At 73.0% G+C, this 13,425-nt stretch carries 15 protein-coding genes; 11 read left to right on the top strand and 4 right to left on the bottom strand.

Annotation, left to right across the window (positions count from 1 at the left end):
- Nucleotides 1-23: 23 nt before the first annotated feature.
- Nucleotides 24-527 (top strand): VOC family protein, encoded by a 504-nt coding sequence (locus tag OO68_RS26650; protein ID WP_033311685.1) that lies wholly within the window; start codon nt 24-26, stop codon nt 525-527.
- Here the strand turns inward: OO68_RS26650 and OO68_RS44405 are convergent.
- Entirely contained in the window at nt 412-1,299 is an 888-nt protein-coding gene (locus OO68_RS44405) for an alpha/beta fold hydrolase (RefSeq protein WP_078625467.1), read from the bottom strand. The two genes, OO68_RS26650 and OO68_RS44405, sit on opposite strands and share 116 nt — an antisense overlap.
- 73 nt (nt 1,300-1,372) lie before the next feature.
- Between OO68_RS44405 and OO68_RS26645 the strand changes: the two genes are divergently transcribed.
- Nucleotides 1,373-2,206 carry an NAD(P)H-binding protein gene (locus OO68_RS26645; protein ID WP_033311684.1) on the top strand — a complete coding sequence of 278 codons (834 nt, stop codon included), beginning with the start codon at nt 1,373-1,375 and terminating at the stop codon, nt 2,204-2,206.
- A gap of 40 nt (nt 2,207-2,246) precedes the next feature.
- Nucleotides 2,247-2,879, top strand: coding sequence for an HAD family hydrolase (locus OO68_RS26640; protein WP_033311682.1), 633 nt, complete (start codon nt 2,247-2,249; stop codon nt 2,877-2,879).
- A 23-nt stretch (nt 2,880-2,902) separates the two neighbouring features.
- On the opposite strand, the gene OO68_RS26635 is transcribed toward OO68_RS26640, so the two are convergent.
- Entirely contained in the window at nt 2,903-3,766 is an 864-nt protein-coding gene (locus OO68_RS26635) for an LLM class flavin-dependent oxidoreductase (RefSeq protein WP_033311679.1), read from the bottom strand.
- A 69-nt stretch (nt 3,767-3,835) separates the two neighbouring features.
- Nucleotides 3,836-5,140 (bottom strand): MFS transporter, encoded by a 1,305-nt coding sequence (locus OO68_RS26630; protein ID WP_280922535.1) that lies wholly within the window; start codon nt 5,138-5,140, stop codon nt 3,836-3,838.
- Nucleotides 5,141-5,255: 115 nt separating this feature from the next.
- On the opposite strand from OO68_RS26630, the gene OO68_RS26625 reads away from it, so the two are divergent.
- Nucleotides 5,256-5,474 (top strand): hypothetical protein, encoded by a 219-nt coding sequence (locus OO68_RS26625; RefSeq protein WP_245237169.1) that lies wholly within the window; start codon nt 5,256-5,258, stop codon nt 5,472-5,474.
- A 60-nt stretch (nt 5,475-5,534) separates the two neighbouring features.
- Here the strand turns inward: OO68_RS26625 and OO68_RS26620 are convergent, their stop codons facing one another.
- Nucleotides 5,535-6,734 carry a hypothetical protein gene (locus OO68_RS26620; RefSeq protein ID WP_033311676.1) on the bottom strand — a complete coding sequence of 400 codons (1,200 nt, stop codon included), beginning with the start codon at nt 6,732-6,734 and terminating at the stop codon, nt 5,535-5,537.
- Nucleotides 6,735-6,819: 85 nt separating this feature from the next.
- Here OO68_RS26620 and OO68_RS26615 point away from each other — a divergent pair, with 85 nt between their 5' ends.
- From OO68_RS26615 to OO68_RS26590, 7 genes are all read left to right on the top strand, one after another.
- The gene (locus tag OO68_RS26615) at nt 6,820-7,797 is read left to right on the top strand and encodes an ABC transporter substrate-binding protein (protein ID WP_063739340.1); all 978 of its coding nucleotides are present in this window, start codon (nt 6,820-6,822) and stop codon (nt 7,795-7,797) included.
- A 92-nt stretch (nt 7,798-7,889) separates the two neighbouring features.
- On the top strand, nt 7,890-9,020 hold the full coding sequence (locus OO68_RS26610; RefSeq protein WP_033311675.1) for a FecCD family ABC transporter permease: 1,131 nt from the start codon (nt 7,890-7,892) through the stop codon (nt 9,018-9,020).
- Nucleotides 9,021-9,031: 11 nt separating this feature from the next.
- Entirely contained in the window at nt 9,032-10,024 is a 993-nt protein-coding gene (locus OO68_RS26605; protein WP_245237186.1) for a FecCD family ABC transporter permease, read from the top strand.
- A 20-nt stretch (nt 10,025-10,044) separates the two neighbouring features.
- Nucleotides 10,045-10,866, top strand: a complete 822-nt coding sequence (locus tag OO68_RS26600) for an ABC transporter ATP-binding protein (RefSeq protein WP_033311671.1) — start codon at nt 10,045-10,047, stop codon at nt 10,864-10,866.
- 56 nt (nt 10,867-10,922) lie between these two features.
- On the top strand, nt 10,923-11,036 hold the full coding sequence (gene amiA / locus OO68_RS47805) for a streptamidine family RiPP (protein ID WP_241270818.1): 114 nt from the start codon (nt 10,923-10,925) through the stop codon (nt 11,034-11,036).
- Between the two features lie 90 nt (nt 11,037-11,126).
- A complete protein-coding gene (locus tag OO68_RS26595) occupies nt 11,127-11,975 on the top strand; it encodes a hypothetical protein (protein ID WP_033311669.1) in 849 nt (282 codons plus the stop codon).
- Nucleotides 11,972-13,425: CocE/NonD family hydrolase (locus OO68_RS26590; RefSeq protein ID WP_051814816.1), on the top strand; the 1,454-nt coding region annotated here is incomplete at its 3' end. The genes OO68_RS26595 and OO68_RS26590, both read left to right, overlap by 4 nt.

Below are 13,425 nucleotides of genomic sequence, written 5' to 3'. Positions count from 1 at the left end.
GCACACAGTCGGGAGGAAAGCGGATGAGCGTACAACCGATCCCGGACGGCTACCACACCGTCACGCCTTGGATCATCTCGCGCGACACGGCCGGGCTGATCGACTATCTGAAGGAGGCGTTCGGCGCGGAGGAGATCGCGCGGGTCGTCGGGGAGGACGGCCGGATCGGACACGCGGAGGTGCGGATCGGAGACTCGGTCGTCATGCCCTTCGACGCACCGCCCAACTGGCCGCCGACGCCGGCCTTCCTGCGTCTCTACGTCGAGGACGCCGACGCCGCGCACCGCAGGGCCGTCGCGGCGGGCGGCACGTCGGTGACCGAGGTGACGCATCTTTTCTTCGGCGACCGGATCGGGCGGGTGCGCGACCCGCTGGGCAACCTGTGGTGGCTCCAGACGCGGGTGGAGGACGTCAGCCCGGAGGAGATGGAACGCCGCCTGCGCGACCCGAAGTGGACCGAGGCGATGGCGTACGTCCAGGGTGCCGACTTCTTCCCGGGGACCGGACCTGTCCGAGGAACGCCCTGAGCACCTGCCGCAGCACCTCGGGGCGCTCCAGGTGTACGTCGTGCCCCGCGCCGGGGACGCTCAACGCCACTGTCTCCGGGCGCTGTTGCAGCATGGACTCCGTCTCGTGCGGGGGAACGATGCCGGACTGGCCCAGGACGACCAGCGTCGGGCACGTGATGCTCGCCCACTCGTCCCAGAAGGAACGCCGAGTGTTCTCGGTCAGCGCTTCGACCATCACGTCACGATCGAACCGTGGCCACCAGCCCCCGTCGCGCTCCTCCAGCCCGCCCGCCCAGCCTTCGCCGACCGCACCGCCGCCGAAGAACTCCACGGCGGCGCGGCGCGAGGGGAACGGCGTCGGCCACGCGTCGAACATCGCGCCGATCTCGGCCTGCACGTTCGGATCGGCACGGCGCGGGCCCGCCTCGACGAGGACGAGCCCGCGCAGCAGGCCGGGGTGCGCCGCGGCGGTGAGCAGGGCGGTGTGCCCGCCCAGCGACTGCCCTGCCAGCACCGGTTGGTGCAGGCGGAGTTGTCCGATGACGGCGACGGTGTCGGCGACGTACGCGGCGCGGGAGACATCGCGCGGCCGGCGTTCGCTCGCGCCGTGCCCGCGCTGGTCGACGGCGACGACCCGGTAGCGGGGGCTGAGGTCCCCGGCGAGGGCATCCCATTCGCCCGCGTGGCCGGCCAGCCCGTGCAGCAGCACGACCGGGGGTCCCGCGCCGCCCCAGTCGCGGCAGGCGATGCGGACACCCTCGCGTATCACGGTGCGCTCGGTCCAGGTCATGCCCTTGACCTTAAGTCCGATTGAGCTTCTAGCGTGTCCCGTAGTTGATCTCTGACGGCGGGAGAACGTGCTCATGATCCTCGTGACCGGAGCCACCGGGCATATCGGCAGTGTGCTGCTGCGGGAGTTGCAGGCATGCGGTGCGGGGCCGGTGAGGGCGTTCACCCGTGACGCTGCACGGGCGGCGTTCTTCGGGGAAGCTGAGGTGGTGGAGGGGGACTTCGCGAAGGGGGAGACGTTGAAGCCCGCTCTGGACGGGGTGCGCTCGATGTTCCTCCCGTCGCGTACGGGCCCGGACGCGGACATCGTCGCGGCGGCCCGGCGGGCGGGTGTGGAGCACGTGGTGCTGGTGTCGTCCATCACCGTCCAGACCCATCCGCACCTGGGCCCTGCCGGTGAGAACCTGGCCGTCGAACGGCTGCTTGAGGACAGCGGCATGGCCTGGACGGTCCTGCGGCCGACGCAGTTCGCCTCGAACGCGTTGATGTGGGCCGGGCCGATTCGCGACCGGGTGGCGGTCCGCGCGCCGTACGCGGACACCGGGCTGCCCACGATCCACCCCGCGGACATCGCGTCGGTGGCGCGTGCCGCGCTGACCGAACCGGGCCACCGGGGGCGGACGTACGCCCTGACCGGTCCGGAGCCGGTGACCGCCCGGCAGCAGGTCGAGGCCATCGCGGCAGTGCTCGGACGGGATGTCCCGTTCATCGAGATCAGCCGGCAGGAGGCTCGTGGCCGCATGGCCGCGGTCTTCGGGGAGGAGGCCGCGGATGCGGTGCTCGACGTCACGGGCGGAGACGTCAATGACGAACTGCTGGCAGTGCGCGACACGGTAGCGCGGGTCACTGGTTCCCCGGCCAGGCCGTTCCGCCAGTGGGCCGCGGAGAACGCCCACTTGTTCCGCTGAGCCGGGCGGCCGGTGTGAGTTCCCGTGCTATTCAGGGGCCATGACGCTGATCAAAACCTCCGGCAGGCCGTTCGACGCGGTGCTGTGCGACCTCGACAACGTGATCCGGTTCTATGACCTGACCCGACTGGCGAGGCTGGAACAGCTGGCCGGACTGGCCGAGGGGACCACCACACGGGTGGCCTACGCCCCGGAGACGGACCTGCCGCTGCTCCTCGGAAAGATCGGCAAGGAGCAGTGGGTCGAGACCATCGTGCGGGGTCTCCTCGGTGAGGTCTCGGAGCCTCAGGCCCGTGAGCTGGGGACGGCGCTGGCCGAGGCGCCTTTCCGGGCTGACGAAGTGGTGGTCACGATGCTTCGCCGGATACGGGAACACATGCCGCTCGTCCTGGTGACCAACGCGACCCTGGAGTTGGAGAGCGACCTCGCATCCCTGGGGCTGTCCGACCTCGCGCACCATGTCGTCAGCAGCGCCCGGGTCGGAGTGGCCAAGCCCGACCGCGAGATCTATGAGATCGCCGCCGAGCGGGCGGAGACCGCCGTCGAGCGATGCCTCTTCGTCGACGACCGGCTGGAGAACATCGAGGCCGCCGTCGCGCTGGGCATGACGGGTCTGCACTACCGCGAGCCGGAGGACCTGCGGAAGGTACTGGCTCTCGCGCTCGCTGACTGAGGCCACGAGGCCGTCCGGGATACCTAGAGGTCCGGCGGGCCGGCCTCAATGCGGCGCAGCACCGGCGCCAGTCGGTCCAGATCGGGGCCGGTCTGGATCTGCCGCTCGTCCCACCAGGTGGCACCCGCGTCACGCAGGGGACCGATGACGTCCCCGGCCTGGGCCGCGTCCGGGGGTGTGGCGCCGCCCAGGACCAGCTCGAAGGGGCGCTCGCAGCCGGCCTGCCGGTGGTCGCGCAGGTAGCCGGCCAGTTCCCGGACTTCGGCCACATCGGGTACGTGACCGTGCCGGGCCGTCTCGAAGAGCGGTACCGCGCCGTCCCAGCGGGCCGCCCGCCGCATGGGTGGGCGGCGTGGCCAGAACCCGCCGATCCACACGGGCGGGCCTGGCTGTTGCACGGTGGCGGGCAGCAGCGTCACGTTCTCTGCTTCGTAGTGCCGGCCGTGGTGGTTCACCGGCCCGCCGGTCCAGAAGCGCAGCAGCAGCTCCAGCCCCTCGTCCAGGCGCTCGGCGAGCAGACGCGGGTCTGCGGTGTCGCCGAAACTGCGGTACTCGTCCTCGACGGGACCGCCCAGACCTGCGGCGAAGGTCACCCGGCCGCCGCTGAGGTGGTCCAGGGTGGCGACCTGGCGGGCGAGTTGCTGCGGACGGTAACGGGGGACCGGCGTCAGCAGGGTGCCCAGCCGGATGCGTGAGGTCGCCAGTGCGGCCGCCGTCAGCAGCATCCAGGGGTCTCCGAAGGGACGCCCTTGGTGATGCCGGTGCAGCACATGGTCCCAGACGAAGAGCCCGTCCCAGCCGGCCTGTTCGGCCGCGGCCGCGATTTTCGCGACGTTCCGCGGGTCCGCGAAGTCCCCGAAGTTGGGGATGTTGATGGAGAAGCGCATCCCAGCAGGATGGGCGGTGGGTGGTGCACAGACAAACGGATTCCTGGCCAGGAGCCTCGTGCCACGGCATCAGCCCTCGACGTGCGCCTGATCCGGCTTGTGGACCTGCGGAAGATCACGCATACGGCGCATCGGGCTCAGGGCGAGGATGAGCCACGACGGCGCGACGACACCGGTCATGATCCACATGGCCGGCCGGTACCCGACGGCATCGCCGAGCACGCCGCCCAGCAGGGATCCGAGCGGGATGGTGCTGTGGTTGATCACCATCGTGGTCGCCACGACCCGGCCGAGCAGGTGCGGTGGGCAGTAGGTCTGCCGGAAGGTGCCGACCACGATGTTGGCCACGGAGATGCCGAGCCCCACGAGGAAGCCCCCCGTCGCGAACAGCAGCAGCCCCGGCCCCGCCGTGGTCATCGGCAGCAGCAGCACGAACGGTGAGGTGGCGAGCTGCAGGAGGAGCAGCCCCCGCGCCGTACCGAACCGCCGGCTGATACGGGTGGCCATCAGCGCACCGACGATGGCGCCGGCGCTGCCACCGGTGAGCAGCAGCCCGACCATGCCGGGGTTCAGCCCGACGGTGCGGACCAGGAAGACAACCTGGACCGCCTGATAGCCCATCAGCGCCAGGTTGACCACGGCGCCCCACGTGACCATCGGCCGCAGGTACCGGTCCCGGGCCACGAAACGGAGCCCTTCCGCGATCTGCCGCCCGAGAGAGGCGCGTTCCGCACTGGGATCATGGTCGGGCTCGACGACGCCGATCCGCCGCAGGCAGACAGCGGAGACCAGGAACGTCACGGCGTCGGCCACGAGCGCGGTGACCGCGCCCAGCGCCTGGGCGAGGAGTCCCGCCACCCCGGGCCCGGCGACCTGGGTGGCGGCCGCGCTGCCCTGCAACCTGGCGTTGCCCTCCAGGAGGTCGCGGCCGTCGAGCACGATGCGGATGTACGAGTGGTAGGCGGTGTCGAAGCACACCGCCGCCGTGCCGCAGACCAACGCGACGACGACCAGTTGCTCAAAGGTCAGCGCGTCGAGCCAGGCCGCCGCCGGGACGCTCACCAGGGCCGCGGCGGCTGCCAGGTCACACGCGATCATCAGGGGGCGTTTGCGCCTGCGGTCCACCCATGCCCCCACCGGGAGACCCACGAGCAGCCACGGCAGCCACACCGCCGCCGTGAGCAGGCCGACGGCGGTGGAGCCCGCGCCCAGCCCGACGACCGCGATCAACGGCAAGGCCACCACGGTGACGCTGTTGCCCAGGCCACTCACGGTTTCGCCCACCCAGAGCAGGCGAAAATCCGGTCGGCTGAAGACTCCCCAGCGCGATCGGGGCCGGGCGGACGTGTCATTCCTCGGGTTCACCGGCAGCATCATGCCGTGATGGGATGACTCCATGCGCCCTGAGCACTGTGCTACCGGGAACCACATCGAGGTGTGGCATGAGCGAGTGCTCCCGTCGAGTGCGGAACAAATCACGCTCTGGCTGGTGTTGCGTGGTTCGCTCCTTCCGGTCCTGGTCTGGGCCGGTGTCGCGTGCTTCGTGTACGTCGTCTACAGCCCGGCGGTGGCGCTCGTCCTCGGTGCGCTCTTCGCGGTCGCGTTCATCGTGGGGTTCGGCCTGCGGCGGAGAGCACGGCACTCCGTTCGGTGCAGCGTCTACGGTGCGCTGGGCGGGGTGCTCGCCGAGTCCATGGCCGGTTTCTGAGGCGAGGAGCAAGTCGCCCGCGGACGGGGCCTCTTGGCGCATCGGCATGTACGGCGGCGGTCACCGGCCCACGGGATCGCCCTCGGCGCCGTCGGTGCGGTTGCGCAGGGCCATGTGGCCGCCGTGATGCAGCGGTGTGCTCAACCGCGGACGGGCCGCCTCGTGGCCCGTTCGCGCATCGACGATGTGGACTTCGCCGTGGCCGCCGCGGGTGACGGCGACCCAGTCGGAGCCGGGTGAGGCGGCCACGGCCCGGCGCTGGACGCCTTCCCAGGGGGTGCCGCCGCGACGCGGGGCACCGTCCATCGCCGGCAGGGGGGTGCGGCGGACGATGCCGTCGGCGCCGAGGAGGAGCAGCTCGTCGCCGTCGGGGTGGATGCGGGTGAACGCCGTGTGGTTGCGGGCGAGGGCCAGCCGGAAGACCAGTCCGGGGCCGAGCTCCGTGAGGGACGTGCGACCCGTTTCCAGATCGTGGTGCCATGCCTGGTTGGTCCACTCCGGCCACCGCAGCGGGTCGGGAGCGCCGCCGCGCAGTGTGCTCCACAACGCCGCCCGCCGGGTGTCGAGGCGCAGGTACCACCCCCGGGCGGGCGCCTCCCACGGGATCACGGCCTCGGCCAGGAGCGTGTCGCCCTTCCTCCGGGCCCGGTGCACACCCTCGCCGGTGGCCACGAACAGGTCTGCCGCACCGGGGGCTTGGGCGTCGCCGTGGCCGTCGTCGGGCAACGGCAGGAGCTCGTGGGGCGAGGCCACGGGGCAGCCGGGCGGAGCCGCGAGGAGATCCGCGAACCGGTGTGCGGCCAGCGCCCCGGGTTCCCGGTGCCGCAGCACGACCAGCGGGTCGCCGCCGCCCAGCACCGTCACGCCCGGCTCACCGACCCGGGTGCGCACGCGTGCGGTCTTGTCGGTGGCCAGGTCGACGACCGTCAGCAGGTCCGACCACGGCTCGGTGTTCTTGCCCAGGCCGGTGGTCACGGCCAGCCGGCGCCCGGCCGGGTCGCAGGCGAGGTGCTCGGCCGGCACGGCGACCGGGACCGCGCGTTCCACGAGCTGCTCGCCGTAGGGGTCGAGGACCAGGAGTTCCCCCCGGCGGTCGTCGACACAGGCCACCCGCCCCTCTGACAGGGCCAGGAACCCGGCGTGCTCGGAGAGATGGCGGCCGGTGAGGCGTCCCGTGACGGTGCCGTCCGGCACGGTCAGCACGTGGACGGACCCGGCCACGTGATCGGAGACGAGCAGGACGGGTGCGGCAGTGGTCATGGGTCCTCCCAAAGGGTGTCTCGTGAAAACGATTATCATGTATGTTCGGTGAGTTCCCGGCACCTGAGAAGAAGCGAGGGCATCGATGCTGCGCTCCCCGTCGAGATTCGTCCGCAGTTGGATCACCGCAGCGCTGGTGGGTTCCGTGCTGGCCGGCTGCGGCTCGTCGCCCGACGAGCCCGCGAGTGACGAGGCAAAGCCCGCGGCGAGGACCGAGGTCACCGTCGAACCCATCAAGGCGTCGACGGACGTGACCGACACGAATGGCGTCAAGGTCTCCGTGAGCAAGGAACCCGAGCGCATCGTCTGCCTGTTCGCGCTGTGCGACGACATCCTGACCGAACTGGGCATCGTCCCGACCGCCACCAACAGCGCACTGCTCTCCCACCCCGGCTTCCTGGGGGAGGAGAAGGCCAAGGAGGTCGACGTCATCCCCGGCGGATTCATCGCCCCGGAGGTGGAGGCGATCCTCTCCCACAAGCCCGACCTGGTCATCGGGCTGGGGGACACCCACGGCAAGCTCGCCCCGGCCCTGAAGGGCGCCACCACCTTCTGGCCCATGCAGCCCGAGACCTGGGAGGACAGCGTCGGCTACCTGCGCGACGTCGCCGCCCTGACCGGCCGCACCGCCGAAGGCGAGAAGGCCGAGAAAACCTTCCGCACCAAGCTCGCCAAGGCCGAGAAGACGCCGAGTGACAAGACCGCGCTCATCATCTACGGCAGTGACGAGAACTTCGGCGTCGCCACCCCCGAGGCCGACGTGGCCGCGAGCCTGTTCCCGAAGATCGCGCGGTACCCGTGGAAGTCCCGTGGTGTCGAGGGAAGTTACAGCCTGGAGGAGATCCTCGCCCGGAACGTCGACGTGCTGTTCGTCGAGACGATGAGCTTCGGCGACGCGGACGGCAAGCTCTCGGAGAAGCTGGCCGAGAACCCCCTCTGGAGCAAGATCCCGGCAGTGAAGAACGGCGACGTCCACGAGGTCGACTCAGAGGTGTGGGCCAAGGGCCGCGGCACCCGTTCGCTGGGCATCGTCCTCGACGAGGCCACGGCCGCGCTGCGGTGAGGGCGCCCCTGCCGCTGCCCGCCGCGGCGGATGGTCCCGCGGCAGGCGGGCGGCGGCCCTCGCGCGGTGCGCGAACGTGGCAGCCCGTCCTGGTGGCCGTGCTGCTGGTGGCCTCCTCGCTCTGCGCGCTGAGCCTCGGCACCCCGTACGTCCCACCGCACCGGCTGGCCGGTGCGGTGCTGGACGGGGACACCACCCTCGCCGGGATCGTCGTCACCGAACTCCGCGTGCCCCGCCTGGTGCTGGCGCTCGTCGCCGGTGCCTGTCTCGGGGCGGCCGGACTGGTGCTCCAGGAGGCCCTGCGCAATCCCCTGGCGGTGCCGGAGATGCTGGGTGTGTCGTCCGGGGCCGCACTGGGGGTGGCCGCGCCTCTGGTGCTGACGCTGTCCCTGCCTGCCGCCGTCCAGCCCTTGCTGGCCATCGGCGGGGCCGCGCTCGGCGGTGGGCTGACGCTGCTCGCCGCCGGGCTGGGCCGCAGCCCGTCCGCCGTCCTGCTGACCGGCGCCGCGGTCGCCGCCGCTCTGCAGGCGGCGCTGCTCGTGCTGATGGTCATGGCCGACCAGCTGGACCTCCACCTCATCTACCGCTACCTGCTCGGCTCCCTCTCCGCCCGGACCTGGGACGACATCGCCGGGCTGTGGCCGTGGCTGCTCGTCGCCGTTCCCGCCCTCGTACTGTGTGCGCCGGTCCTGTCGGTGATGCGGCTGGGTGACGAGGACGCGGAGGCGCTGGGTGTGCGCGCCCACCGGGCGCGGCTCGCCGCGCTGGCCATCGCCGTGGTGCTGATCGCCCCGGTCACGGCGGTGTGCGGGCCCGTCGCGTGGGTGGGTTTCCTCGCCCCGCACCTCGCCCGGTGGTTCAACCCCACTGCGGGAGCGGTGCGCTGGCTTCCGTGGTCCGCCGCCTGGGGTGCCGCCGTCGTCACGGTCGCCGATGTCCCGGCCCGGCTGGCGCTGGCACCCGTGGAGACGCCGGCCGGCGCCTGGACGGCCCTGCTGGGGGTTCCGGCCGGGGTCGCTCTGATGCGGTCGGGTGGCCGCGGCCGGGCCGCCCGGTCCGCGCCGGGCGTGGGCAAGGCGCTGCACGGCCCACGGACGGCCGCATCCGGCGTGACGGACGAAGTCCCCCGTGCGGCCCCGGACGACGCTCGACGAGAGGAAGCCGGGGCCGGCGGGACTCAGCCGCCCCCTTCCCGGCCGACCGGCACGGAGGACGTACGGTGACCCGGCGTTTCATGGCGCTCGCGGCCCTTGCCGTCGTGTGCGCCGGCGTGGAACTGGTGGCCGGGCGCGGCATGTCCCCGGGCGTGGTCTGGGACGTCGTGAACGGCGGCGGTGACGCGACGGCACGCCACATCTTCTTCCAACTGCGCCTGCCCAGACTGCTGGTGTCCCTCGGGGCGGGCGCGTGCCTGGCCGTGGCGGGGCTGGTCCTCCAGTCGGCTTTGCGCAACCCGCTCGCCGGACCCGAGGTGACGGGCGTGACGCCGGGCGCGGTCCTCGGGGCCGTCACCGCGACTGCTCTGGGGCTCGCCGGATGGGACTCGCCACTGGCCGTCGTCCTCGCGGCTTGTACGGGCGGGTGTGCCGGAGCGGCGCTGCTGTGGCTGCTCGCCGGCCGCGGCCGGGGGGACCCGGCACAGACCGCCGTGCACGGAGTGCTGGTGTCGGCGGTGCTCGGCGGCCTCACCGCCATGGTGCTCCTGGTGGAGCCGGGTGAACTCGGGAGCGTCGTCCAGTGGTTGGTGGGCACCACCGAGGGGCGGGTGTGGCAGCACTGGCACCTGCTGTGGCCGTGGGCGCTCCTCTGGGGGGCCGGGGCCTGGCTGCTCGCCGGACCGCTGACCCTGCTGCGCTGCGGGGACGACATCGCCCTCACGGCCGGCCTGTCCGTCCGGCCGGCACGGACCCTCGCCCTGCTGTGCGCGGTGGCGCTGACGGCGGGCGCGGTGGCCGCCGTCGGGGCGCTGGGCTTCGTGGGGCTGCTCGTTCCGCATCTGGCCGTGGCCGTCTTCGGCGCGGACCTGCGGGTGAGCCTTCCCGGTGCCGCCCTGGTGGGCGCGGTCGTGGTGTGCGGGGCGGACGCCGCCGCGCAGTTGTCCTCGCGGCTGCCGGTACCCGGGCTGGACGCCGGCCGGTTCACGTTGCCGGTCGGGGCGCTCACCGCCTGCCTGGGCGCCGCGCTGCTGCTGGTCGTCGTGCGCCGCACGCCGAGCCGTACGTTCTGAAGTCGACCGAAGGGCAGAGCATGACCGAGTCCGTGGGGATCCACGTCGAGGGGGTCCACTTCGGCTATCCCGGACGACCCGTGCTGAGGGGCGTCGACATGACGGTCCGGCCGGGCGAACTGACCGCCCTCATCGGCCTGAACGGCTGCGGCAAGTCGACGCTGCTGCGGCTGGCCGCGGGACTGCTGCGGCCGGATGCGGGGCGCGTACTGCTCGGTGCGGACGACCTCGCCCGGCTGTCGAGGCGCGCCACGGCCCGCAGGGTGGCGCTGCTGCACCAGTCCGCCCCGGCCGTACCGGGCATGACGGTGCGTCACCTCGTGCGTCAGGGCCGGTACGCGGCACGCGGGCCGCTCGGCATGCTGCGCGAGGGCGACGACCCCGTCGTGCGGCGGGCTCTGCGCGATGTCGGGGTGGAGCAGTGGGCCGACCGTGACGTCGACGCGCTGTCGGGGGGTGAGCGGCAGCGGGTGCGGCTCGCGATGGCGCTCGCCCAGGACACGCGCGTCCTGCTGCTCGACGAGCCGACCACCTACCTGGACCTGCACCACCAACTCGACGTGCTGCAGACCGTGGTGCGCCTGCGCGAGGAGCGCGGGCTCACGGTGGTGATGGTGCTGCACGACCTGGCCCACGCGGCCCGGTTCGCCGAGCGGATCGTCGCCCTGCGCGAGGGCCGTGTGGTGGCCGACGGGACGCCGAAGCAGGTCGTCACGCCGGGGTTGCTGGCGGAGGTCCTCAAGGTGGCGGGCCGGGTCGGCGAGGATCCGGAAGGGGGATGGCCGGTGTGTTACCCAGATCACCCCATCGCAGCTCTTGAATATGAAAATCAGATTCATTAGCGTGTGATCGCGGCGCTCATCCGAACGCCGTATCTCCCTGAGATGAAGGAGAGTTCATGGACAACGAGCAGGTCTTCGCGCCGATCGCCGACCCGGGTCAGCTGGCTCACGACTCGGCTTCCCACTCCAACGCGCTCGTCGAGAACCCCTTCGAGGACACCGAGGAGTAAGCGAGGGCTCAGCTCCCTCGAACGTGGGCCCGCCCGTTGCCTTCCGGGCGGGCCCACGCCCGTCCCCAGCCCGTCGCCAGGAGGAACGCCGTGTCCCACAGCCGACTCGTACCCGGTGCCGAGGTCGTCGCCGTACCCGGGCGAGGTCTCGCCGTCCGTACCCCCGAAGGGGACTTCCTCACCGTCAGGACCGGCGACGCGGACGAGCGGCTCCTGCTCTCCCGGCTCACCGGCGACGAGACCCCGCACCGGGCGGACACCGAAGTCGACCGCGTCGTCCGCGGGTTCGAGCAGGCCGGATTCCTGGCGGACGGCATCCCGCCCGCCGAGTGGCCGGCCGACCGCCGGCACATCCGGCTCATCGGCGACCCGGTACTGACCGGACCCCTCGCCGCACACCTGACGGCCCTGGGCGCCGACCCGCGCACCGCTCCGGCCGGCACCACGTCACCGGCCGGCCTCGACGACCTGCTCGCCACGGCCCCCGCCGCCGTCGTGTGGTGCCTCGACGGACCCGTGCCCGACGGGCTGTGGGACACCGCGGACCGGCTGCCCGAGCACGGCGTCGCCTGGCTGCGCTGCCACCGCGAGGGCTGGCAGGCCTACGTCGAGCCGGTCGCAGCCGACCCCGGAGACGTCACCTCCGCCCACATCCGCTCCCGCCGGCTCGCCGCCACCCCAGCGCACCGCGAACTGGCCGCGTACTGGACCGGCCCCCGCACCCTCGGCGCACCCGTCCGGCTCGCCGTTCCCGCCGCCACACTGCTCGCGGCGCTGCTCGCCGACGACCTCACCCGGTGGGCCACCGCAGCGCCCCACACGGCCGGCCTCCCGGCACGACGCCGGCTGCGCCGCGTCGACCTGCGCACCCTGACCGTCACCGAACACCCCGTCCTGCCGGTGCCGGACGTGGCATCGATGCCGAAGCAGGACGGATGACGGCGTTCAGCGCGACCGTCGACGGGCTCGCCACCGACGTCCGACTCCCCGCCGGCGACGGGCCCTTCCCGGCCGTCCTCGTCCGCACTCCCTACGACCGCGCCAGGCACCGGGCCGAAGCCTCCGGCTGGGCCCGCCAGGGGTTCGCCGCCGTCGTCCAGGACGTGCGGGGCCGCTTCGCGTCACCGGGGGAGTGGCACCCCTTCACGAACGAGACCACCGACGGGGCGGCGACCGCCCGCTGGATCCGGCGGCAGCCCTGGGGCGACGGCCGGCTGGTGGCCGTCGGCGCCTCCTACGCCGCCCACTGCGCCCTCGTCCTCGCCCTCGACGCACCCCGGGACGCGCGGCCGGACGCCGTCATCGCGGCCGTGCCCGCGCTCGGCCTCGCGGAGACGGCGCGCGAGGCGTCCGGCGTGGAGCGGCTGCGCCCGCGCGCCGGATGGTGGGCCGCTCATGGCGACCGGCCGGACTCCGACGAGAGCGCCCTGGACAAGGCCCTCGCCACGGACCCCGGCCTGCTCGCCCACCTGCCGCTGACCGCTCTCCCCGAGCGGCTGGGCCGGAGCCTGCCCTCCTGGGCGGATCTGTGGCGCCACCACGATCGTGGGCGTCTCGTGACGCGGGCCGCACATGCCGGGATGCCCTTGCTCGCGGTCGGCGGCCACCACGACCACTTCACCGACGACACCGTCGCCCTGTGGCGCGACTGGGGCGGCCCCTCTGCGCGTCTGCTCCTCGGCCCCTGGGGGCACGGCCTCCGCTCCACGCCGGGCCCGGACGCGGGGCCCGCCCACCGGCTGAACCTCGGCGAGCTGTACGTGCGCTGGGCCCTGCGCGCCCTGTCCGGCGAACTCGCCCCCGGCCGCCACGGCGCACTGGCACTGGGCGGAGCCGACCTGTGGCTGCCCGCCTGCGCCGACGGCCTTCCGCGCGCACAACGGCCGCGGCTGCTCCACGGCTCAGCGTTCACCGCCGACCCCGACCGGCCCGTCCGCTCCGACGACCTGACCGTCCCGACCGACGGACCCCCCGACCGGTGCGTGCTGATCACCCCACCGCTGCCCCGTCCGCTCGACGTCGTCGGACCCGCCGGAGCCCGGCTACGGGCCACCGCTCACACGCCGTCCGCGGACTGGGCCGCCCGGCTCGTCGCGCTCAGCCCGGAGGGGAACGCCGAGCGGCTCGCCGTCGGCGTCGTCCGGCGAGCCGAACCGGTCGGCCGCCCAGCCGAGTTCACCATCGGCCTCGGCCGGCTCACGCGCCGGCTGCGCGCCGGCACCCGGCTGCGCCTGGAGATCGCCGGCCACCACTTCCCGGCCCACGCCCGCAACCCCCACACCGGCGACGACCCGGTGGCAGCCCACCGCCTGCTCGCCTCCCGGCGCGAGGTGGACCCGGCCGCCGTAACCCTCACTCTGCACGTGCTCCCCTCCCGTCCCACCCCCAC

The sequence above is a fragment of the Streptomyces iakyrus genome (assembly GCF_000717055.1).
Taxonomy (GTDB): Bacteria; Actinomycetota; Actinomycetes; order Streptomycetales; family Streptomycetaceae; genus Streptomyces; species Streptomyces iakyrus.
This window is presented reverse-complemented; position numbering and strand designations above follow the sequence as displayed.